The sequence below is a fragment of the Micromonospora sp. NPDC047762 genome (assembly GCF_043204655.1).
GTDB lineage: Bacteria > Actinomycetota > Actinomycetes > Mycobacteriales > Micromonosporaceae > Micromonospora.
Genome location: NZ_JBIDCQ010000008.1, coordinates 137,176 through 159,584 on the forward strand (window position 1 = coordinate 137,176; position 22,409 = coordinate 159,584).

Sequence of the window (22,409 nt, forward strand, 5' to 3'; positions counted from 1 at the left end):
CGGGCGGCCGGCCGGGGCGGCCCACCGGTCGCGGCCGGACGGTCAGAGCCCTGGGCTGGTCGCGAGGTCCGATGTGGTCAGCCAGTTCAGGGTCTGCGGGAGGATCTCCACCGCCCCGAAGTGCGCGGTGCCGGGCTGCACCTGCACCTCGGCGCGTGCGATCCGCGAGGCGAGCCAGTGCGAGTGCTCCACCGGGGAGAAGCGGTCCTGCTCGCCGTGCCAGAGCCGGACCTCCGCGCGGATGGCGCCCAGGTCGAACCCCCAGCCACGCCGGATCGCCAGCACGTCGTCGATCCAACCCTCGGGGCCGTGGCGCAGCGCCTCGGAGTACATGTCGGTCAGCAATCGGCGGATCGCGACGTCGTCGACGACCCGGATGTCCTCGTCGGGCAGATGGGGGCGGAGGAAGTCCAGCAGCGTCATCGGGTCCCGCCGGCCCTCGTCCGCGCGGACCTTCAGGTTGAGCGTGAGCGCGGCCAGGTCGTCGTCGGCCTGCCCGTAGTCCGTCACGTTCGATTCCGCCATCCCGGCGTACCAGTCCAGGTCGGGCGCGCCCGCCGGGGCGAGCCCCACCAGTACGGCGGCCCGGGTGACCCGCTCCGGCAGCAGCGCGGCACAGGCCAGGGCGTGCGGCCCACCACCGGAGCGGCCCACCACCGCGAACCGCTCGATGCCGAGGTCGTCGGCGATCGCCGCCACATCGGCCGCCGCGTCGGCCACCAAACGACCTTCGTGCCGGTCGGAGTCGCCGTACCCGGGCCGGTCGTAGCAGACGAGTTGCACGCCGAGCCGGTTGACGACGATGCCGCGGGGTCGGGGCCCGCTGCGGCTGCCGGGGGTGCCGTGCAGCAGGAAGACCGGGAGGCCGTCCGCTGCGCCGGAGGTCTCCACGGCGAGGTGCCGTCCGTCCGGGGCTATGACGGTGTGTTGTGCCGCATCTTGTCGCGTCACGTGTGGCCTCCCGCGGGTCGTTCTGCGCTGCCCAGCTGAGCGGAGCCGCGCAGCGGCCCTGAGTACGAAGACCCGGAATCGCTCGGGGTCACGTTCTGTGCCGCAGCGTACTGTCCGCCGTAAACCCTCGCCACGGGCCGCCGGGTCAACGCCGCAGGACCGGACAAAGCCGGTCGGAGGTCCCCCCGGCCCGGGCCGCTACCCTGGTAGCCCGAGGGGAAGGGGCACCAACAGGGTGGCTAGGACCTACAACGTCGTCACGTACGGCTGCCAGATGAACGTGCACGACTCCGAACGCATCTCCGGCCTGCTCGAGCAGGCGGGATACGAGCGTGCACCCGCTGGCGACGACACCCCGGACATCGTGGTCTTCAATACCTGCGCGGTGCGGGAGAACGCGGACAACCGGCTCTACGGCAACCTCGGTCGCCTGCGCCCGGTGAAGGACAAGCACCCCGGGATGCAGATCGCTGTCGGCGGCTGCCTCGCCCAGAAGGATCGGGGCGACATCGTCCGCAAGGCCCCCTGGGTTGACGTCGTCTTCGGCACCCACAACATCGGCGCGCTGCCGGTGCTGTTGGAGCGGGCCCGGCACAACGCCGCCGCCGAGGTGGAGATCCTGGAGTCCCTCGACGTCTTCCCGTCCACGCTGCCCACCCGCCGCGAGTCCACGTACGCCGGCTGGGTGTCGATCTCGGTGGGCTGCAACAACACCTGCACGTTCTGCATCGTTCCGGCGCTGCGCGGCAAGGAGAAGGACCGGCGCCCCGGCGACATCCTCTCCGAGGTGCGCGCCCTTGTCGACGAGGGCGTGCTGGAGGTGACCCTGCTCGGGCAGAACGTCAACTCGTACGGCGTGGAGTTCGGCGACCGGTACGCGTTCGGCAAGCTGCTGCGGGCCTGCGGCGACATCGACGGGTTGGAGCGGGTGCGGTTCACCAGCCCGCACCCGAAGGACTTCACCGACGACGTGATCGCCGCGATGGCCGAGACGCCGAACGTCTGTCACTCGCTGCACATGCCGTTGCAGTCCGGCTCCGACGACGTGCTTCGGGCGATGCGCCGCTCCTACCGCTCCGAGCGCTACCTGGGGATCATCGAGAAGGTCCGCACGGCGATGCCGGATGCGGCGATCACCACCGACATCATCGTCGGCTTCCCCGGTGAGACCGAGGCCGACTTCCAGCGAACCCTTGACGTGGTCCGGGAGGCCCGGTTCTCCTCGGCCTTCACCTTCCAGTACTCGAAGCGGCCCGGCACGCCCGCCGCGACGATGGACGACCAGCTACCCAAGCAGGTGGTGCAGGAGCGCTACGAGCGGTTGATCGCCTGCGTCGAGGAGATCACCTGGGCGGAGAACAAGCGCCTCGTCGGTGAGACCGTCGAGGTGCTGGTCGCGGTCGGCGAGGGCCGTAAGGACGAGCGGACCGGTCGGATGTCCGGTCGGGCCCGCGACGGTCGACTTGTGCACTTCGCGACCGAGACCGCCGACGGGGAGTCCCTGGCCGGTCAGATCCGGCCGGGCGACATCGTGCACACCACTGTCACGTACGCCGCCCCGCACCACCTGAACGCCGACGGCGCGCCGGTGGCGCACCGTCGGACCCGGGCCGGTGACGCGGCCGAGGCGGGGCGCTCCCCGCGTACCCCTGGGGTGTTGCTCGGTCTGCCGACGATCGGCGCACCGCCGGTCGTGGCTGCCCCCGCCGCTGGCTGCGCCACCCACTGACCGCGCGGAGGGGGCCCCTCGACGAGGGGTCCCCTCCGTGGTCAGACGGTAATCTTGCCGGCGCCGGCGCCCGCCGTCACGATGGACTTGACGTTGCTCGCGGTGTCCAGCTGGTACGAGTACGGGATGCTGGCCACGCTGCCGCCGGTCTGGCCGGTGGGCGAGTTGACGAAGTGGTTGTTGCGGGCGACAAGGCTGCCGGGCCCCGAGTCCCCCTCGCCGAGGTGGTAGGGGTCGTCGACGTTCTCGAAGTAGTTGCCCTCGACGAGCACGCCGGCGTTCTCGGTGGACGCCACGCCGTAGCCGCCGTTGGCGCGGTAGTAGTTGTTGTAGACGTGCACCGGGTTGCCGAAGCGGACCCGGGGGTTGCGCTGGTTGCTGCCGTCGAACCAGTTGTGGTGGTAGCTCACCCGCAGGTGACCGACGTCCTGGCTGGCGTTGTCGTCGCTGTGACCGAGCAGCATCGTCTTGTCGTGGCTGAAGACCCGGTTCCAGGAGACGGTGACGAAGTCCGAGCCGCGCTTGATGTCGACGGCGCCGTCGTACCCGTTGCTGAAGCTGTTGTGGTCGATCCAGATATTGGTGGCCGACTCCTGCACGTTTATCGCGTCGTCGTTCCAGTTGCGGAAGGTCAGGTTGCGAATGATCACGTTGCGGTCACCGCTGATGTTGAACCCGCAGCCGACGATCGTCGCCCCGTAGTTGCCGATGATGGTCTTGTTGGACCGGACCCGCAGCATCCCCGAGCAGGTGATCGTCCCGGTCACCCGGATGACTGCGGCGCCGGTGGCGTTCAGCGCGCTGGTCAGGCCCGAGGCGTTGCTGACGGTGGTCGTGGCGGCGTTGCCGCCACCCGTGGTGCCGCCGTTCTGGGTGGCCCAGCCGACCAGCGCCGACGGCTGCTGGCCGGGCGGGGGAGTGCTCGACGGTGGCGGGGTGGTCGGCGTCGGGGTGGTCGGTGTGGTGCTGCCGGTGCAGGCGACGTTGTTCAGGCTGAAGCTGCTCGGAGCCGGGTTGCTGGAGTTGTTCCAACTCGCGTTGAAGCCGAACGAGGCGCTGGCGTTCGTCGCCAGGTTGCCGTTGTAGTCGACGTTCGTCGCGGAGACCTGGCTGCCGCTCTGCGTGACTGTGGCGCCCCACGCCTGGCTGGTCTGCTGACCGGCCCCGTACGACCAGCGCAGCGTCCACCCGGAGACCGGGTCGCCGAGGTTGGTGACTGTGACGTTGCCGGTGAATCCCCCCGGCCACTGGCTGGCGACCGAGTAGGCCACCTGGCAGCCGGCGGCCGCCTGGGCCGACACGGAGGTCAGGAGCCCGGCGGTGACCAAGGCGGCGGTGGCTGCGGCAGTGGTGGCGATCAGCGTCATTCGACGCCGTCCTGTGCGCATGCTGCTTCCTTTCGATGAGGCGGACGGAGGTGTCGCGACGCCCATGCCCGTGGGCGGCGAATCTCGGCCGGGACCAGTGGTCCTCGGGCCCGCCGGTGCAGGTTCGTGAAGGAGAGCGGCTCCCGCGCTCGCACCCGCCAACGAAGAGGCAAGCGCTTTCCCGATAAGAACATAGAAGGATCTGAATGTAAATGGCCGGGACGGCCGATGCGCTGCGCACCAGCCGTCCCGGCAGTAATGCACCGGCCGTACCGGCAAGCAGTACATCGGCCGTCCTGGTGGATCAGCAGGCGGTGCCGTTGAGTTTCACAGTGCCCGGTGCGCTCGCCGTGCCGTTGGCGGTGAAGCCCACCGTGACCGACCCGCCCGCCGGCAGGGACGGAGCGTGGCTCGGAGCCGCCGCGGTCACCGTCGTACCGGACTGCGTGACAGTGGCGTTCCAACCACTGCCCAACGTCACCCCGGACGGCCAACTCCAGGTGACCGACCACGGGTTCACCGCGCCCGAGCCGGTGTTCTTCACCATCAACTCGCCCTGGAAGCCGCCCTGCCAGGCGTTGACCTGCCGGTAGGTGGCCGTGCAGGCGCCGGTCGGCGGGTCCGTCGGCCCGCCGGTCGGCGGCCCGCTGGTGCCGCCACCGGACGGCGCGATCAGGTACGGCTGGAGGATCGCCTGCTTGGCGGTGTTGACATTGGTCCAGTCGTCCAACGCGATGCCGCCGGTGTCACCCGAGTTGGGGTTCCACGACCAGTAGGTGAAGGACATCCCGGTCACCCCGGTCCCGGTGTACGCCATCAACTTCTCCAGCCACACCTTGTCCTTCGGGTCGACCAGGGTGCTGCCGAACTCGCCCATCATGATCGGGGCGATGTTCTGCTTGTAGAGGTAACCGAAGTACTTGTCCCAGATGGCCGGCATGTTCGCCGGGTAGTCCGGGGCGTCGAACCAGGTCTGCCGGTACACCGAGGTGGCGTACTCGTGCGGCGAGTAGACCAACCGGTTCGCCACACTCAGCCGGACCGGGAACTGACCCGCCTTCGACAGGTTGCCACCCCACCAACCGCAGTCCTCGTCGTTGCTGGTGTCGCCGTCCCAGACGTTGGAGAGGCCACCACTCGGGCAGCTCACCCCCTCCACGAAGATCAACCAGTTGGGCTGGACACCGAGGACGGCGTTCCCGGCCCGCTCGGCGGCGAGCCGCCAGTCCCGGGTCGTGTCGCCACAGCCCCAGCACGCGCCGGTGGCCGCCGGGTTGGTGCCCTCCGCGTGCGGCTCGTTGTGCAGGTCGGCGCCGATCACCGTCGGGTTGCCCGCGTACCGCTGAGCGAGCATCTTCCAGTCGTTGATCCAGGTCGCCTCGGAAACAGTCGACGTGTACCAGAGTGGTGACTGCCCGGCCGCCGTCGGCCGGTGCCGGTCCAGGATGATGCGCATGCCCTTGCTGCCGGCGTAGTCGATCACCTTGTCCAGGATCTGCAACGGCGACAGCCCGATCAGGTCCGGGTTGACGAAGTCGTTGATCCCACTGGCGGTCGCACCCGGCTTCAGCGCGTCGTTCGAGTACGGCACCCGCAACGTGTTGTAACCCAGCCGGGCCATCGTGTCGAGCTGCCCCCGCCACGGGTTGTTCGACCACAACCCGTGGAAGGTCTTGTTGTCGGTCTCCATGCCGAACCAGTTGATGCCGGTCAACCGGACCGTCGCACCTGTGCTGTCCACGATCTGATTGCCACTGGTATGCAGATAACCCGTACCGGTGCCGGCGGCGACGGCCGGGCTGGTGCTGACAGCGGTGGCGAGGAACACGCCAGCCGCGACGGTGACGAGCGCGGTGAGCGCGCCGCCGAGAGCCTTCGGACGGAACAATTCAAGCTCCACTTCGGAGATCCGGCGCCGTCCAGAAACGACGCCGGCGGGCGGCCGTCCGCACGTCACGGTCCCTCAGGGGTACGCGGACAGCACGCGACGGACCATGTCACGCGGACGTGGTCACTCGCGGAAGCTCACCGGCGACCCTCGACGGCGGATGCTCCGCCTTCGTCGCCCTCGCACCGGTGGCCCTACCTGGCTCCGTCGCTCATTCTGATCAGCCCACGTCAATGCGTCAACCTGCCATCGGCCCCGCCCTGCGCTGCCCCGCACCGCCCTGCGCTGCCCCGCGCTGCCCCGCCCCGCACCGCGCTGGCCCGCGCTGCCCCGCGCTGCCCCGCCCCGCCCCGCGCTGCCCCGCCCCGCCCCGCGCTGCGCTGCCGAGGCCGCGCCGCCCGTGCCCCGTCAGCCGGTTCTCTCCGCGCTTCCGCGGCGCGCGCCGGGCCCCGCCCGTATTGCCCGCTTTGTACCGCGCGCCCCTTGAATAGCGCCCACCCGCCGACGCGCGGCGGCCGGCTCCCGGTCTCCCAGCACCCTGTTGGTCGTCAAGATCCGCGCAACATCAGGGATGTTGCTGTCTCCGGCCTGTCCGAGGCAGCAACATCCGGGAAATTGCGCAGATCTTGACCCGGACGCGGTGGCGGGGGAGCGGACCCAGGGGTGCCGGACCCGGGGGTGCCGGACCCGGGGGTGCCGGACCCGGGGGTGCCGGACCCGGGGGTGCCGGACCCGGGGGTGCCGGACCCGGGGGTGCCGGACCCCGGGGGTGGCGGACCCGAGGGTGGCGGACCCGAGGGTGCGGACCCAAGGGGCGCGGAAGCGGCGGCGCGGGCTCGGGTGAGCGGGCGTTCGGACGACGGGGCGCGGGTGTTCGGAGCGCGGCGCGCGGGGGATTCGGGCCTGTGTGGGCGCGGATGCCGGAGGCCGGACACGCAGGAGCCCCCGGTCCCGTTAAGGGCCGGGGGCTCCGGACGTCGTCAGCTCAGCCGGCCTGCTCGGCGAGTTGGAGGAACTGCCGCTTGGAGGCGAGGGCCTGCTCGGCCTCCTTGATCCGGCGTGCGTCCCCGGCGCTCTGCGCCCGGGCCAGCCGGTCCTCGGCCTCCGCAACCTGCGCCCGCATCTGGGCGAGCAGCGGGTTGTCTTCCTTGGTGGTGCGGCGCCACGCCGAGTCCATCACGTCACGGACCTTGTCGTCGATGACGCGCAGTCGACGCTCCAGCCCGGCGGCCGCCTCGCGGGGCACCCGGCCGGCCTCGTGCCACTGGGCCTGGATCTCCCGCAGCTTGGCCTGGGCGCCCTTCGGGTCGGCGTCGATGTCCAACGCCTCGGCCTCGGCGAGCAGGGCCTGCTTGCGCTCCAGGTTGCCGCGCTGCTCGTTGTCCCGTGCGGAGAAGACCTCGCTACGCCGGCTGAAAAAGGCGTCCTGCGCACCCCGGAACCGTTCCCAGAGCTTCTGCTCGGCCTCCTTGGAGGCGCGCGGGGCGGCCTTCCACTGGGTCATCAGGTCCTTGAGCTGGTTGGCGGTAGCGGCCCAGTCGGTGGAGTCCGCGAGCTTCTCCGCTTCGGCGACCAACTCCTCCTTGGCGGTCTGGGCCTGCTTGCGCTGCGAGTCGAGGGAGGCGAAGTGGGCGCCGCGGCGGCGGGTGAAGCCGTCCCGGGCGGCGGCGAACCGCTTCCACAGCTCACCGTCGGCCTTCTTGTCGACCCCGCGGATGGTCTTCCACTCGTCGAGGATCTCCTTGAGCCGGTCGCCGGCGGTCTTCCACCCGGTGGATTCGGCGGCCAGCTTCTCGGCTTCCTCGACCAGCGCGGTCTTGCGGGCCAGGGCCTCACCTCGAGCGGCGTCCCGGGCGGCGCGCGCTTCGCCGGCCTTCTCCTCGGCGAGGGTCGCCAGCTTGTCCAGGCGGGTGGCCAGCGCGTCGATGTCGCCGACCACGTTGGCCTCGGGCAGCGTGGTCCGGATCCGCCGGATCGTGCTCAACGAGTGCCCGGCGTCCGCCGCACCCGACTTGAGTCGCGCCTCGGTCAGGTCCACCTCGGTCACCAGGTCGGCGAAGCGTCGTGCGAAGTGTGCCAGGCCCTCCTCCGGTGCTCCCGCCTGCCAGGATCCGACCACCCGCTCTCCCTCGGTGGTCTTGACGTACACGGTGCCGTCCGCGTCCACCCGTCCGAAGGCAGTCCAGTCGCTCATGTGCCCATCCTCGTTCTCCCGGCGTCGAGGGATCGATCCCCCGTCGCCGCCACGGCGCAGCCAAGTTGCTTCCGGCATTGTCACAGGTCCGACCCGGTCCGCGTCGAGCGCCTATCGCCGACCGTGACCATACGGTGTCCTAGGGGCCGAATGACCGGATCGGCGCGGAGACGCACCGGGGATTCCCGCTACGGTGGACGGGTGCCACTGGTCGCCGCCGCCGTCTGCCCGCATCCGCCCCTGCTCGTGCCCGAGGTGGCCGGCTCCGCAGCCCCGGAGTTGGACGTTCTGCGGGCGGCCTGTGACACCGCCGTACGCCGGCTGTTGACCACCGATCCGGACATGGTGGTCCTGGTGGGCACCGGCCCGGTGACCGGCCCGATCCGCACCCCGGGGACCGGTTCCCTCCAGCCGTGGGGTGTCGACCTGGACGTGCCGTTGGTGCCGGGCCAACCGGACCGGGGCGCGGTGCTGCCGTTGAGCCTGACCATCGGCGCGTGGTTGCTGGCCCGGCACGAAACCCGACCGCCGGTGACGGCCGTGCAGGTGGCCGCCGACGCCGGCCCGGCCGAGCTGGCCGCACTCGCCGACGAGGTCGGTGCCGCCGGTGACCGGGTGGCGTCGCTGGTGCTCGGGGACGGGTCGGCCTGCCGCGGGGAGAAAGCACCCGGGTACGACGACGCGCGTGCCCTCCCGTACGACCAGAGGGTTGCCGAAGCGCTGGCCGACGCGGACCTGGACGCCCTGCTCGACCTCGACCCGGTGGTGTCGACGGAGCTGAAGGCCGCCGGTCGCGCTCCCTGGCAGGTGCTCGCGGGCGCGGCCCGCGCTGCCGGTGGTGGGTGGCGCGGCGAGTTGCTGCACGACTCCGCTCCCTACGGGGTGGCGTACTTCGTGGCGTCCTGGGAGCGGGCGTGACAGGCCTGGTCGTCGCCGTGGTCGGCCCGACCGCGGCCGGCAAGTCCGCGCTGAGCATCGCGTTGGCGCATGCCCTGGACGGGGAGGTGGTCAACGCCGACTCGATGCAGCTCTACCGGGGCATGGACATCGGCACGGCGAAGCTGACCCTCGCCGAGCGGGACGGGGTGCCGCATCACCTGCTGGATGTCTGGGAGGTCACCGAGCCGGCGAGCGTCGCGGAGTACCAGCGGCTGGCCCGCGCGGCGGTGGACGACATCCTGTCGCGGGGGCGGGTGCCGCTGCTGGTCGGTGGCTCCGGGCTGTACGTGCGGGCGGTGCTGGAGCGCTTCGAGTTCCCCGGCACGGATGCGGCGCTGCGGGAGCGGCTGGAACGGGAGTTGGCCGAGGTCGGCCCGGCCCCTCTGTACGCGCGGCTGCGCGCCGCCGACCCGGTGGCCGCCGAGAGCATCCTGCCGGCCAACGGCCGGCGGATCGTGCGGGCCCTGGAGGTGATCGAGCTGACCGGTGCGCCGTTCGCCGCCTCGTTGCCGCAGCCCACGCCGTACTACCCGGCGGTGCAGCTCGGCGTCGACCTGGACACCGGTCTGCTGGACGAGCGGATTGCGCTGCGGGTGGACCGGATGTGGGCCGACGGCCTTGTGCCGGAGACCCGTGAGCTGGTCGGGCGCGGGCTGCCCGAGGGGCGGACGGCGAGTCGGGCGCTCGGCTACCAGCAGGTGCTGCGCCTGCTCGCCGGTGAGCTGACCGAGGCGCAGGCGCACGACGAGACGGTCCGGGCGACCCGGCGGTTCGTCCGTCGGCAGCGGTCCTGGTTCCGCCGCGACCCGCGGATCCACTGGCTGGACTCGACGACCCCGGACCTGATCGGGGCCGCCCTGCGTCTGGTGCCGGCTGCTGCGCGATGATGGTGCTGTGGAGTTCACCAAGGGCCACGGCACCGGCAACGACTTCGTCCTCCTTCCCGACCCGGACGGTCAGCTCGACCTGACCCCGGAGCTGGTCGCGGCGCTCTGCGACAGGCGTCGGGGCATCGGCGCGGACGGCGTCCTGCGGGTGGTCCGGGCGGCCAAGCATCCGGACGGCGCGGGTCTGGCCGGCGAGGCCGAGTGGTTCATGGACTACTGGAACGCCGACGGCTCGTTCGCCGAGATGTGCGGCAACGGCGCTCGGGTCTTCGTGCGCTACCTGCTCGACAGCGGGTTGGCCACGCCCGCCGGCGCGGCGTTGCCGGTGGCAACCCGGGCCGGCGTCGTGCGCGCGCTGGTCGAGGGCGACGCCGTGTCCGTCGAGATGCGTCGACCCCAGGTGTACGACAGTTCTGCCGCCACCCTCGGCGGGCTGACAGTGACCGGTGCGGTGGTGGACGTCGGCAACCCGCACCTGGTCTGCGTCCTGCCGGCCGGCGTGGAGCTGTCGGCGCTGGACCTGACCGTCGCGCCCGGGTTCGACCCGGCGGTCTTCCCGAGCGGGGTGAACGTCGAGTTCATCGTGGCGGGCGACCCGGTCGACGGCACCGACGAGCACAGCCTGATGCGGGTGTACGAGCGCGGCAGCGCCGAAACCCTGTCCTGCGGGACCGGCGCCTGCGCGGTGGGAGCGGTGGCACTGCGCGACGCCGGCCTGGACACCGGCGTGGTCGCCGTCGACGTGCCCGGCGGTCGCCTGACAGTGACCGTCACCGAAACCTCTTGCTGGCTCTCCGGCCCGGCCGTCCTGGTGGCCACCGGCGAGGTAACCCTCCCCGCCTGACCACCCCCCGCCCCCGGGTCGCCCCGTCGATCATGAAGTTATTGCCACCCTGCTCGGCGTGTCGGGGCAATAACTTCATGATCAACGGACGGTTCGGGGCCGGGCGCGGGCGGGGCCGGGCGCGGGCAGGGCCGGGCGGGGTTGGGGTTACGGGGTGGCGCTGGCGGTGGCGGCGATCTCGGGGAGGTCGGCGGGGCCGGGGTCGGCGGCCGGGAGCGGGCTGGGGTTGTGCGCGGCGGCCCGGACGGCGGCGGCGACCGCCGGGGCGACCCGGGAGTCGAACACGCTCGGCACGATCACCGTCGGGTTGATCTTGTCCTCGCCGACCACGTCGGCGATGGCCCGGGCGGCCGCGAGGGCCATCTCCTCGGTGAACTCCTCGGCGTGCGCGTCGAGCATGCCGCGGAACACACCGGGGAAGGCGAGCACATTGTTGATCTGGTTCGGCTGGTCCGAACGGCCGGTGGCGACCACTGCGGCGTGCTTGCGCGCCTCCCGCGGGTCGACCTCCGGGTCGGGGTTGGCCAGCGCGAAGACGATCGAGTCCTTCGCCATCTGCGCGATGTCGTCGCCGGTGAGCAGGTTCGGCGCGCTGACCCCGATGAACACGTCGGCGCCCCGGATCGCTCCGGGCAGGTCGCCGGAGTAGTTCTCCTTGTTGGTGTTCTCCGCCAGCCACTGCCACGCCGAGTTGAGCCCGGTCAACCCGCGGTGCAGGGCGCCCTCCCGGTCGTACGCGATGATGTCGCCGACGCCCTGGCGCAGCAGCAGCTTCATGATCGCGGTGCCGGCCGCGCCGGCTCCGGAGACGACCACCCGGACGTCCGCGAGCTGCTTGCCCACCACCCGCAGCGCGTTGGTCAGCGCGGCCAGCACGCAGATCGCGGTGCCGTGCTGATCGTCGTGGAAGACCGGGATGTCCAGCGCCTCGCGCAGCCGGGCCTCGATCTCGAAGCAGCGCGGTGCGGCGATGTCCTCCAGGTTGATGCCGCCGTAGGCCGGCGCGATCGCCTTGACGATCTGCACGATCTCGTCGGTGTCCTGGGTGTCCAGCACCACCGGCCACGCGTCCACCCCGCCGAAGCGCTTGAACAGCGCGGCCTTGCCCTCCATCACCGGCAGCGACGCGGCCGGGCCGAGGTTGCCCAGCCCGAGCACCGCCGAGCCGTCGCTGACCACGGCGACGGTGTTGCGCTTGATGGTCAGTCGCCGGGCGTCGGCCGGGTTCTCGGCGATCGCCATGCAGACCCGGGCAACCCCGGGGGTGTACGCGCGGGACAGCTCGTCGCGGTTGCGCAGCGCGACCTTCGAGGTCACCTCGATCTTGCCGCCCAGGTGCAGCAGGAACGTCCGGTCCGACACCTTGCGCACGTCCACGCCGTCCAGCGCAGTCAGCGCGTCGACCACCTGGTCGGCGTGACCGGCGTCGGCGGTGTCGCAGGTCAGGTCGACGATCACGTTGGTCGGGTCCGAGTCCACCACGTCCAGCGCCGTGACGATCGCCCCGGCCTCGCCGACGGAGGTGGTGAGCCGGCCGATCGAGGAGGCGTCCGCGGTCACGGCGATCCGGATGGTGATCGAAAATCCGGCGCTGGGCAGTCGGGTGATGGCCACGGGATCCCTCCGTAACGGCTGTGCGGCCGTTCGGCCGCCGCCCGCATTTCTACCGGGTTGTCGCGGCCGACCAGCATTCGCCCCCACTTTTGGCGACCTTCACCATGGGCATATAGCAGGTGCGTTCGGCGTTGTGTCATGTCAGGATTACGTTCTACTTATCAAAACGGACAGGAGAACCGCTTGCGAGACCAGGAGAGCTTTGTCCCCGTCGAGGACGAGCTCGACGACGTCACCACCGGCGAGATGGAGCTGTCGGAGCGGCAGTCCCTCCGACGCGTCCCGGGCCTGTCAACCGAGCTCACCGACGTCACCGAGGTGGAATACCGCCAGCTGCGGCTGGAGCGGGTCGTCCTGGTGGGCGTCTGGACCGAAGGCACTGTCACCGACGCGGAAAACTCGCTGACCGAGCTCGCCGCGCTGGCCGAAACCGCCGGTTCGCAGGTGCTCGAAGGGCTCATCCAACGTCGTACCCGACCTGACCCGGCCACGTACATCGGCCGTGGCAAGGTCGACGATCTTGGCGCGGTGGTGCTCTCCACCGGCGCCGACACGGTCATCTGTGACGGTGAGTTGTCCCCGTCGCAGCTGCGCAACCTGGAGCAGCGCACCAAGGTCAAGGTCGTCGACCGTACGGCGCTGATCCTCGACATCTTCGCGCAGCACGCCAAGAGCAAGGAAGGTAAGGCGCAGGTCGAGCTGGCCCAGCTCGAATACCTGCTGCCCCGACTGCGCGGTTGGGGTGAGACGCTCTCCCGGCAGACCGGTGGTTCCGGCCGGGGCGGCGGCGCTGGCGGCGGTGTGGGTGTCCGTGGCCCCGGTGAGACCAAGCTGGAGACCGACCGGCGGCGCATCCGCCACCGCATCTCCCGGCTGCGTCGCGAGATCAAGAGCATGAAGACGGTACGCGTGACCAAGCGTTCCCGCCGTTCCCGTAACTCCGTTCCCGCGGTCGCCATCGCCGGTTACACCAACGCCGGCAAGTCCAGCCTGCTCAACCGCCTGACCGGCGCGGGCGTGCTGGTGGAGAACGCGCTGTTCGCCACGCTGGACCCGACGACCCGCAAGGCCACCACCTCGGACGGGCGGCTCTACACCCTCTCCGACACCGTCGGCTTCGTCCGACACCTCCCGCACCAGATCGTCGAGGCGTTCCGCTCGACGCTGGAGGAGGTCGCGCAGGCGGATCTGGTGGTGCACGTCGTGGACGGCACCCACCCGGATCCGGAGGAGCAGGTCCGGGCGGTCCACACGGTGCTTGCCGAGGTCAGCGCGGACCGGCTCCCCGAGCTGCTGGTGGTCAACAAGACCGACGCCGCTGACGAGGACACTCTGCTGCGGCTCAAGCGGCTCTGGCCGGACGCGATCTTCGTGTCCGCGCACTCCGGGCGGGGCATGGACGAGCTGCGCGCGGCGATCGAGGAGCGGCTGCCGAGTCCGGCCGTCGAGGTCCGGGCCGTGTTGCCGTACGACCGGGGCGACCTGGTGGCTCGGGCGCACCGCACGGGTGAGGTGCTCAGCACGTCGCACCTGCCGGAGGGCACTCTGCTGCACGTCCGGGTCGGCGCGGAGCTGGCGGCGGAGCTGACGGCCTTCGACGTTGAGCGTCAGGGGCAGGCGGCCGGCAGCCGATCCTGAGCGGCCACGGCGTCATCCCCCGGAAACGCGCGGCATGCGACACTGGCCGAATGCGCCGCGTTGTTTCCTCGGTCACGGTTGCCCTCGGCCTGCTCGGGGCAACCGTGGCGCTCGCCGGAGCCGCCGCAGCGGCTCCCGCCCCTGGGGCGTCCGGGCCGCCCGCCGCGAACCCTGGCCAGAAGCGATGCACGATCACCGACGAGCGCCTACGGGAGCTGTCCGGGCTGGTCGCCACCAAGAGCGGCTACATCGTCATCAACGACGGCACCGACGTCGCGGCGCGCAAGCGGGTGTTCTTCCTCGACAGCAAGTGCAAGATCTCGAAGGAGCCGGTCCGCTACTCGGGGCAGGGTCCGTTCGACACCGAGGATCTCGCCCTGTCCAAGGACGGCCGCACCCTCTGGATCGCCGACACCGGTGACAACCCCGACTCGAAGGAGCGCCGCAGCCGCGTCGCGCTCTGGTCGATGCCGGTCACCGGCGCCAAGCAGCCGACGCTGCACCGGCTCTCCTACCCCGAGGCCAAACCGCACGACGCTGAGGCGTTGCTCATCGGCGACGACGGAAAACCGCTGATCATCACCAAGGTGACCAGCGGCAAGGCCGAGATCTACACGCCGTCGGCGGCCCTCAGGAGCGGCGACACCGAGCCGGTGCCGATGCGTAAGGCCGGCGAGCTCACGCTGCCGAAGACGCAGACGGAGAACACCCTCAACACGTTCGGCCGGATCGCCATCACCGGCGCGTCCCGTGCACCGGACGGCTCCCGGGTGGTTCTGCGCACGTACGCGGACGCCTTCGAGTTCGACGTGACCGGTGGCGACATCGTGGGTGCGCTCACCACCGGCAAGCCGCGGGTGACGCCGTTGGCCGACCCGTTCGGCGAGGCCATCAGCTACACCCCGGACGGAAAGTCGTTCCTCACCGTCTCCGACGCGGGCCGGTTCACCGAGGACGAGCCGATCGACATCCTCGGCTACACCCCGTCCACGTCGACGGCCGCGCCACTGGCCGCCGAGGACGGTGCCAAACCGGCCGCCTCGAAGTCCTGGACCGACGGGCTGAGCCTCGACGACATCACGTACCTGGTGGGGGCGGTCGGGCTGATCGGCCTGCTGTTGGTCGCCGCCGGAATCTTCGGCATCGTTCGCGCCCGCCGCCGGCCGCCGACCGCTGACGCGTCCGACCCGTCGGAGCCGGACGATGAGCCGTTCGGCCCGCGTGCCGGCCGTGCCGTCGACGGATTCCCGGCCGACGATGACCGCAGAGGTGGTGTGTACGGGGGCGGCGCGCCGGCCAGCGGCGCGGTCTACGGCGGTGGTGCGGGTCGCGGCGGCCCGGCCCCGGCGGGTGGCGCGGGTCGTGGTGGCCCAGCCCCGGCGGGTGGTGGGGTGTACGGCGGTGGCGGCCGGCCGGCCTCGGCTGACGGCGGCTACGGTGCGCCGCGACCGGACGGCGGCGGTGCTGGCGTTTACGGCGGCGGTGGTCGTCCCCCCGCTGGCGGGGGTGGTCGTCCCCCGGCTGGTGGTGGTCGTCCCCCGGCCGGCGGTGGTGGTCGTCCGCAGGGCGGCGGTGGCCGTCCTGGCGGTGGCGTGTACGGCGGCGGTGACGGCGGTCAACCCGGTCGTGCGGAGCCGCCCCGGCGCGGTGGGCAGGAGCCCGATTACCGGGGTCAGCGGCCCAGCCGGCGACGTGACGAGGACGCGCCCGTCGACCCGTACGGACAGTATCCCGGGGGCGGTCGCGGCCCACGGGGCGACCGTTACTGATCGGACGCTGTAGCGCTCAACCGGTCTGACGAGCGGTGCGGGTGAGCGCTGGTGGCACCCACCCGCCGATCGGTCAGATCCGGCGTAGCACCGCCACGACCCGGCCCATGATGGTGGCGTCGTCGCCGGGGATCGGGTCGAAGGCCGGGTTCTGCGGCATCAGCCAGACGTGCCCGTCGCGCCGCCGGTAGGTCTTCACTGTCGCCTCGCCGTCGAGCATGGCGGCCACGATCTCGCCGGAGTCGGCGGTCGGCTGCTGCCGGACGACCACCCAGTCGCCGTCGCAGATCGCCGCGTCGAGCATCGAGTCGCCCTTGACCTGGAGCATGAAGACCTCGCCCTCACCCACCAGCTCGCGGGGGAGCGGGAAGATGTCCTCCACGGCCTGTTCGGCGAGGATCGGCCCACCGGCGGCGATCCGACCGAGCATCGGCACGTACGCCGGGGTGGGCCGCTGTGCCCTCGACAGCTCGTCGTCGATCGCCTCGCTGGGGGCGCGTACGTCCACCGCGCGCGGCCGGTTCGGGTCGCGGCGCAGGAAGCCCTTCTTCTCCAGCTCCTTGAGCTGGTAGGCGACGCTGGACGGCGACACCAGGCCGACCGCCTCGCCGATCTCGCGGACGCTTGGCGGGTAGCCGTGGCGTTCCACCCAGGTGCGGATGAACTCCAGGATGCGCCGTTGGCGGGCGGTCAGGTCGACCGTCGCCGGGTCGGGGAAGGCACTGACCACCGGGGTGACCGGACGCACGGCGGGCTGACCCGTCCGGCTGCGCGCGGCGCTGCGGCGTCGGGTGGCCGGGGGGCCCGCCTCGGTGATCTGCTGCGGGCTCTTCGGCCGGCTGGCCCGGTCCTCGGTCACGTCCGTCCTCCCTGGTCGGCGCTGGGTGCCTCGTCGGCTCGTGGTGCGTGCGGTGGTGCCACGTTGTTCATGACCGTATAGGTGAGATCAGTCATTTTCAAACATCTGTACGACCTCTCACCGGCGTGTCGGGGTGAAAAAGCGCTCCGCTCGTACGGATGTTCTGATAAATGGTACGTCAGGTAGCACTGGTGTTCGATCCTGCATCATTTTCCGGCTGGGTCCGGCCGGCTGGCCGGTAACCCGGGCGGCATCGTGACGTTGGGTCTTCGGGCGTTGTGCGGTGTGTTGATGACCGGATGGTCCGTGACGCGCCGGACACGCCGACCAACTTGACCCGGCTTCCGCAGCGACATACCGTCGACCCCTAGATGTAGTAGTGACACGGGCGTAAGTTGCCTACAGGTTGGGTCTGACTACCGACCGCACTCCCGTAAGGTTCACCACGGCGAGCGCTGTGAGCGCATCACACCGCCGTGGTGAGTCATGCCCGGGTGTGCCCGGTACGACGCGGTTGATCACGATTAGGAGGTAGGCGATGCGGTGTCCGTACTGCCGGCACGCTGACTCCCGGGTGGTCGACTCGCGGGAGGCCGACGACGGCCAGCTCATCCGACGGCGGCGATCCTGCCCGGAGTGCGGCAAGCGGTTCACCACCGTCGAGGAGGCGGTCCTCGCTGTCGTCAAGCGCAGCGGGGTGACCGAGCCGTTCAGTCGCACGAAGATCATCGGCGGGGTGCGTAAGGCGTGCCAGGGCCGGCCGGTGGACGACGACTCCCTTGCGCTGCTCGCGCAGCGGGTGGAGGAGTCGGTCCGGGCCAAGGGGGCCGCCGAGATCCCCAGCCACGACGTGGGCCTGGCGATCCTGGGTCCGCTACGCGACCTGGACGAGATCGCCTACCTGCGGTTCGCCAGCGTCTACCGCTCGTTCGACTCGCTCGCCGACTTCGAGCGCGAGATCGAGACGTTGCGGGCCGCGGCGCGAGCCCGGGAGCAGGGCCGGGCCGATGCGGTGGAAACCGCCGGCCGTACCAGCTGAGTCTTCACGGTTTTTCAAAGAGATTGGGACGCGCGGTGGGGCACCGCGCAGACGAGGGGGGCGACGGCGTGACAACTAGCCGTTCACGAAACAAGGCAGGCGCGGGGCTGAAGATCGAGCGGGTGTGGACGACCGAGGGGGTCCACCCGTACGACGAGCTCTCCTGGGAGCGCCGTGACGTCGTGATGACGAACTGGCGGGACGGCTCGATCAACTTCGAGCAGCGTGGGGTGGAGTTCCCGGAGTCGTGGAGCGTCAACGCCGCGAACATCGTCACCACCAAGTACTTCCGGGGAGCGGTGGGGACCCCGGAGCGCGAGTGGTCGCTCAGGCAGCTGATCGACCGGGTGGTCACCACCTACCGCACCGCTGGTGAGGAGTACGGCTACTTCGCGAGCCCGGCCGACGCCGAGGTCTTCGCGCACGAGCTGACCTGGATGCTGCTGAACCAGGTGTTCAGCTTCAACTCGCCGGTCTGGTTCAACGTCGGCACGCCGTCGCCGCAGCAGGTCAGCGCCTGCTTCATCCTGGCCGTCGACGACTCGATGGACTCGATCCTCGACTGGTACAAGGAGGAGGGGCTGATCTTCAAGGGCGGCTCCGGCTCCGGGGTCAACCTGTCGCGTATCCGTTCGTCCCGCGAGCTGCTCTCCTCCGGCGGCAACGCCTCCGGCCCGGTCAGCTTCATGCGCGGCGCGGACGCCTCCGCCGGCACCATCAAGTCCGGCGGCGCGACCCGCCGGGCGGCCAAGATGGTCATCATCGACGTGGACCACCCGGACATCCAGGAGTTCGTGGTCACGAAGGCGCGCGAGGAGGACAAGATCCGCGCGCTGCGTGACGCCGGGTTCGACATGGACCTCGGTGGCTCCGACATCGTCAGCGTGCAGTACCAGAACGCCAACAACTCGGTCCGGGTCTCCGACGAGTTCATGTCGGCGGTCGAGAACGGCAAGGGCTTCGACCTGCGCGGCCGGCTGGACGGCTCGGTGATCGAGACCGTCGACGCCAAGAATCTGTTCCGTTCCATCTCCCAGGCGGCCTGGGAGTGCGCCGACCCCGGTCTGCAGTACGACGACACGATCAACGACTGGCACACCTGCCCGGAGACCGGGCGGATCACCGCGTCGAACCCGTGCTCGGAGTACCTGCACCTGGACAACTCCTCGTGCAACCTGGCGTCGCTCAACCTGATGAAGTTCCTCCGCGCCGACGGTGGCTTCGAGGTGGAGAAGTTCGTCAAGTCCGTCGAGTTCGTCATCACCGCGATGGACATCTCGATCTGCTTCGCGGACTTCCCGACCGAGAAGATCGGTGAGACGTCCCGCGCCTACCGGCAGCTCGGCATCGGCTACGCCAACCTGGGTGCCCTGCTGATGGCCTCCGGCCTGCCGTACGACTCGGAGCAGGGCCGCTCGGTCGCCGCGTCGATCACGTCGCTGATGACCGGCACCGCCTACCGCCGTTCCGCCGAGCTGGCCGGCGTCGTCGGCCCGTACGACGGCTACGCCCGCAACGCTGAGCCGCACAAGCGGGTCATGCGCAAGCACGCCGCGGCCAACGACGAGATCAAGCCGACCAGCCCGGTGGCCACCGCGATCGTCCGCGAGGCGACCAAGCAGTGGACCCAGGGCAACAAGATCGGCGACAAGTTCGGGTGGCGTAACGCGCAGGCCAGCGTGCTCGCCCCGACCGGCACCATCGGCTTCATGATGGACTGCGACACGACCGGCGTGGAGCCGGACCTGGCGCTGGTCAAGTTCAAGAAGCTCGTCGGCGGCGGCTCGATGCAGATCGTCAACCAGACGGTGCCGCGCGCCCTGCGCAGCCTCGGCTACCCCGAGGAGCAGGTCGAGGCGATCGTCGAGCACATCGCCGACCACGGCCACGTGGTGGACGCCCCCGGCCTCAAGCCGGAGCACTACCCGGTCTTCGACTGCGCCATGGGGGAGCGGACGATCGCCCCGATGGGTCACGTGCGGATGATGGCGGCCATCCAGCCGTTCGTCTCCGGCGCGATCTCCAAGACGGTCAACATGCCGGAGGCGGCCACCGTCGAGGACGTCGAGAAGATCTACTTCGAGGGCTGGAAGCTCGGCCTCAAGGCGCTGGCGATCTACCGGGACAACTGCAAGGTCGGCCAGCCGCTCTCGGTGGCGAAGTCCAACAAGGCCACCGAGCCCGCCGCCGTCGAGACCGCAACGGCCGCGCCGGCCGCGGTCGAGAAGGTCATCGAGTACCGGCCGGTGCGGAAGCGCCTGCCGAAGAAGCGCCCGTCCGAGACGGTCAGCTTCTCCGTCGGTGGCGCCGAGGGCTACCTGACCGCGTCGTCCTACCCGGACGACGGCCTCGGTGAGGTCTTCCTGAAAATGTCCAAGCAGGGCTCGACCCTGGCCGGCGTGATGGACGCCTTCTCGGTGGCCATCAGCATCGGCCTCCAGTACGGCGTGCCGCTGGAGACGTTCGTCAGCAAGTTCACCAACATGCGCTTCGAGCCGGCCGGCATGACCGACGACCCGGACGTGCGGATGGCAGCCTCGGTGATGGACTACATCTTCCGTCGCCTGGCACTGGACTTCCTGCCCTACGAGCGTCGCGCCGAGCTGGGCATCTTCACCGCGTCGGAGCGGGCCGCGCAGCTGCGGGCCGAGGCCGACGCGGAGGCCGCCGCCGTCACCGGTGCCGACCTCACCGCGATGGCGTCGTCCGCGCCGGTGGAGACGCCGGCCAAGCCGGAGGCTGTCGCCCAGCCGGCCCAGGAGATGGCCGACGTGGCCGCCGCCAAGCCGGCTCCGAGCGTGGGTTCCAGCACCGAACTGCTGGAGGCCGTGATCGGCAAGGCCGCCGACGCGCCGCTCTGCTTCACCTGCGGTACGAAGATGCGCCCCGCCGGTAGCTGCTATGTCTGCGAGGGCTGCGGCTCCACCAGCGGCTGCAGCTGAAACCGGGAAGTTGTGCACGTCCCCTGTGAGTAACTCCTAAGAGGAATCACTGGTTGACATCTATCCTGGTCGAGGTCTAGAACAGATGCCTCCCACCCGAATGCGGGCGGGAGGCATCTGCTTTAGGTGCGCGCTGCAACCGTCATAGGCGAAGAGGCGCTTGCCGCGCTTCTCCACGCGTGGAGTCTGACGGATGGCGGTCTGCGTCACCTGCGCAAGACGTGTTCCCGTGATCAAGTGATGAGAAATAGGTCGAAAGATGGCTCTGGGACCTACTTTTCATCACTTGATCACGGGAATCGTCGGTGCTGAGCTCAACCTGACCTGGGTGCCCGCGGACGCGGAGCCGAACTACTCGCTCGCTCGTTCGGCGGCGCGTACGGCGTTGCGGAACAGCATCGCGACGGTGGTCGGGCCGACTCCGCCGACCCGGGGGGTGATCGCGCCGGCCACCTCGGCGCACGCTTCGTCCACGTCCGGTAGGAGGCGCCGCCCGTCGTAGCGGACACCGGCGCCGATGACGACCGCGCCGGGCTTGACGTGCTCAGGCTTCACGATCCCGGGTACGCCGGCGGCGGCCACGAGGATGTCGGCGCGGCGGGTGTAGCGGTCCCAGTCGGGCACGCCGGTGTGGACGACGGTGACGGCGGCGTTGGCGGTCGGGCGCTTCTGGGCGAGCAGCATGGCGAGGGGGCGGCCCAGGGTGGCGCCGCGACCGAGGATGACGACCTCACGGCCGGCGACGGGAATCTCGTAGTACGCCAGGAGGGCTTCGATGCCCGCGGGGGTGCACGGCAGCGGGCCGGGCAGGCCGACGGCGAGACGCCCCATGTTCAGTGGGTGCATGCCGTCGACGTCCTTGTCCGGGTCGATGGTCTGCAACGCCGCGTCGTAGTCCAGATGCCCCGGCACGGGGTACTGCACGAGCAGTCCGTGTACGTCCGGATCGGTGTTGAATCGGGCAATGGCCTGGTGCAGCTCGGCCTGGGTGGCGGTGGCCGGTAGATGCACGTGCGGGGAGGCGAACCCGAGCGCGGCGGCCTGACGCTGCTTGATGGCGATGTAACCGGCGCTGGCGTCGTCGTCGCCGACGAGGATGGTGGCGAGGCTCGGTGTGATCCCACGGCTGCGCAGCCGGGCGGCTGCGGCGGCGGTCTCGGCCAGGACGGCTTCGGCGACGGGCGCACCCGGCAGGAGCCGGGCCGCGCCCGATGGGGTGTGGTGCTCGGCGGATGGGCTGGTCGTGGTCATGACGGTTCCTCGACGCAGGCGCCCAGGCGGTCGACGCCCGCGAGAGGCTCCCCGATGGTTTCGACCATCCCCGTGCCGCCAGTCGCCGGTGCCTCGATCATGCCCCATCACCAGGGCAACTGCCCAGTTGGAGCAGCAGCGCCGCCCGAAGCGAAGCCGTCGACGGAGTTAGTCGGTCGGCAGAAGCGGGCGCATGAACGTTCGCTCGTACCGCACGACACAACCGGAGTTGTCCCGGATGCTGTCGGCAGCGAGGAACTCCGGATCGTTGCCGAACCGCGCGCGGTAACGCTCGTAGGCCGCCAGGCTCTCGAAGCTGAACAGCGCCTCGGCCTTGTCGCTGGCACCCTCGGCGGGCAGGAAGTAGCCGTGGTGCACGCCACCGTGCTTGGCCACCAGCCGCATCCATGCCCGGGCGAAGTCCTCGAACGCTTCGATCTGCGCGGGATCGATGGTGTAGTGCACGACGCAGGTGATCACGCGGTCACCTTACGGGCC

Annotated in this window: 16 protein-coding genes; 8 read left to right on the forward strand and 8 right to left on the reverse strand. The window is 70.5% G+C overall.

What is annotated here, in order from left to right; all coding sequences use genetic code 11:
- Window positions 1-42: 42 nt before the first annotated feature.
- Entirely contained in the window at window positions 43-951 is a 909-nt protein-coding gene (locus tag ACGF3C_RS23975; protein ID WP_357232992.1) for an alpha/beta hydrolase, read from the reverse strand.
- Between the two features lie 235 nt (window positions 952-1,186).
- Between ACGF3C_RS23975 and miaB the strand changes: the two genes are divergently transcribed.
- On the forward strand, window positions 1,187-2,680 hold the full coding sequence (gene miaB / locus ACGF3C_RS23980) for a tRNA (N6-isopentenyl adenosine(37)-C2)-methylthiotransferase MiaB (protein ID WP_393225318.1): 1,494 nt from the start codon (window positions 1,187-1,189) through the stop codon (window positions 2,678-2,680).
- 41 nt (window positions 2,681-2,721) lie between these two features.
- Here the strand turns inward: miaB and ACGF3C_RS23985 are convergent, their stop codons facing one another.
- The 3 genes from ACGF3C_RS23985 to ACGF3C_RS23995 form a co-directional block, all read right to left on the reverse strand.
- Entirely contained in the window at window positions 2,722-4,068 is a 1,347-nt protein-coding gene (locus ACGF3C_RS23985; protein ID WP_393225321.1) for a cellulose binding domain-containing protein, read from the reverse strand.
- 283 nt (window positions 4,069-4,351) lie between these two features.
- Window positions 4,352-5,935 carry a cellulase family glycosylhydrolase gene (locus ACGF3C_RS23990; RefSeq protein WP_393225755.1) on the reverse strand — a complete coding sequence of 528 codons (1,584 nt, stop codon included), beginning with the start codon at window positions 5,933-5,935 and terminating at the stop codon, window positions 4,352-4,354.
- Between the two features lie 985 nt (window positions 5,936-6,920).
- The gene (locus tag ACGF3C_RS23995) at window positions 6,921-8,129 is read right to left on the reverse strand and encodes a DUF349 domain-containing protein (RefSeq protein WP_355009914.1); all 1,209 of its coding nucleotides are present in this window, start codon (window positions 8,127-8,129) and stop codon (window positions 6,921-6,923) included.
- 150 nt (window positions 8,130-8,279) lie between these two features.
- Here ACGF3C_RS23995 and ACGF3C_RS24000 point away from each other — a divergent pair, with 150 nt between their 5' ends.
- From ACGF3C_RS24000 to dapF, 3 genes are read left to right on the forward strand one after another with little or no spacing between them, the layout of a single operon-like run.
- Window positions 8,280-9,047 carry a hypothetical protein gene (locus ACGF3C_RS24000; RefSeq protein ID WP_357233618.1) on the forward strand — a complete coding sequence of 256 codons (768 nt, stop codon included), beginning with the start codon at window positions 8,280-8,282 and terminating at the stop codon, window positions 9,045-9,047.
- Window positions 9,032-9,955: a tRNA (adenosine(37)-N6)-dimethylallyltransferase MiaA gene (miaA, locus tag ACGF3C_RS24005; RefSeq protein ID WP_393225758.1), complete on the forward strand. Its 924-nt coding sequence runs from the start codon at window positions 9,032-9,034 to the stop codon at window positions 9,953-9,955. Before ACGF3C_RS24000 ends, miaA begins: the two co-directional genes overlap by 16 nt.
- Before the next feature lie 7 nt (window positions 9,956-9,962).
- Window positions 9,963-10,799: a diaminopimelate epimerase gene (gene dapF / locus ACGF3C_RS24010; protein ID WP_393225326.1), complete on the forward strand. Its 837-nt coding sequence runs from the start codon at window positions 9,963-9,965 to the stop codon at window positions 10,797-10,799.
- Between the two features lie 147 nt (window positions 10,800-10,946).
- On the opposite strand, the gene ACGF3C_RS24015 is transcribed toward dapF, so the two are convergent.
- On the reverse strand, window positions 10,947-12,413 hold the full coding sequence (locus ACGF3C_RS24015; protein WP_393225329.1) for an NAD-dependent malic enzyme: 1,467 nt from the start codon (window positions 12,411-12,413) through the stop codon (window positions 10,947-10,949).
- A 183-nt stretch (window positions 12,414-12,596) separates the two neighbouring features.
- On the opposite strand from ACGF3C_RS24015, the gene hflX reads away from it, so the two are divergent.
- Window positions 12,597-14,051, forward strand: coding sequence for a GTPase HflX (gene hflX / locus ACGF3C_RS24020; RefSeq protein WP_393225331.1), 1,455 nt, complete (start codon window positions 12,597-12,599; stop codon window positions 14,049-14,051).
- 50 nt (window positions 14,052-14,101) lie between these two features.
- The gene (locus tag ACGF3C_RS24025; RefSeq protein WP_393225334.1) at window positions 14,102-15,820 is read left to right on the forward strand and encodes a hypothetical protein; all 1,719 of its coding nucleotides are present in this window, start codon (window positions 14,102-14,104) and stop codon (window positions 15,818-15,820) included.
- Window positions 15,821-15,893: 73 nt separating this feature from the next.
- On the opposite strand, the gene lexA is transcribed toward ACGF3C_RS24025, so the two are convergent.
- A complete protein-coding gene (lexA, locus tag ACGF3C_RS24030) occupies window positions 15,894-16,679 on the reverse strand; it encodes a transcriptional repressor LexA (protein ID WP_091400540.1) in 786 nt (261 codons plus the stop codon).
- Window positions 16,680-17,217: 538 nt separating this feature from the next.
- On the opposite strand from lexA, the gene nrdR reads away from it, so the two are divergent.
- Window positions 17,218-17,718 (forward strand): transcriptional regulator NrdR, encoded by a 501-nt coding sequence (gene nrdR / locus ACGF3C_RS24035; protein WP_124854399.1) that lies wholly within the window; start codon window positions 17,218-17,220, stop codon window positions 17,716-17,718.
- 35 nt (window positions 17,719-17,753) lie between these two features.
- A complete protein-coding gene (locus ACGF3C_RS24040; protein WP_357223479.1) occupies window positions 17,754-20,660 on the forward strand; it encodes a vitamin B12-dependent ribonucleotide reductase in 2,907 nt (968 codons plus the stop codon).
- Window positions 20,661-21,011: 351 nt separating this feature from the next.
- Here ACGF3C_RS24040 and ACGF3C_RS24045 read toward each other — a convergent pair whose 3' ends face one another.
- Complete coding sequence (locus tag ACGF3C_RS24045; RefSeq protein WP_357223492.1) at window positions 21,012-21,911, reverse strand: bifunctional 5,10-methylenetetrahydrofolate dehydrogenase/5,10-methenyltetrahydrofolate cyclohydrolase; 900 nt, start codon at window positions 21,909-21,911, stop codon at window positions 21,012-21,014.
- A gap of 168 nt (window positions 21,912-22,079) precedes the next feature.
- The gene (locus tag ACGF3C_RS24050; protein ID WP_357223494.1) at window positions 22,080-22,391 is read right to left on the reverse strand and encodes an NIPSNAP family protein; all 312 of its coding nucleotides are present in this window, start codon (window positions 22,389-22,391) and stop codon (window positions 22,080-22,082) included.
- Window positions 22,392-22,409 lie beyond the last annotated feature (18 nt).

What these genes read in the sequence shown, in the direction of transcription:
- ACGF3C_RS23985 (WP_393225321.1), bottom strand. Translation starts at nt 4,068, where the DNA reads ATGCGCACAGGACGGCGTCGAATGACGCTGATCGCCACCACTGCCGCA.
- ACGF3C_RS23995 (WP_355009914.1), bottom strand. Translation starts at nt 8,129, where the DNA reads ATGAGCGACTGGACTGCCTTCGGACGGGTGGACGCGGACGGCACCGTG.
- ACGF3C_RS24000 (WP_357233618.1), top strand. Translation starts at nt 8,280, where the DNA reads ATGACCGGATCGGCGCGGAGACGCACCGGGGATTCCCGCTACGGTGGA.
- ACGF3C_RS24025 (WP_393225334.1), top strand. Translation starts at nt 14,102, where the DNA reads ATGCGCCGCGTTGTTTCCTCGGTCACGGTTGCCCTCGGCCTGCTCGGG.
- nrdR (WP_124854399.1), top strand. Translation starts at nt 17,218, where the DNA reads ATGCGGTGTCCGTACTGCCGGCACGCTGACTCCCGGGTGGTCGACTCG.
- ACGF3C_RS24045 (WP_357223492.1), bottom strand. Translation starts at nt 21,911, where the DNA reads ATGACCACGACCAGCCCATCCGCCGAGCACCACACCCCATCGGGCGCG.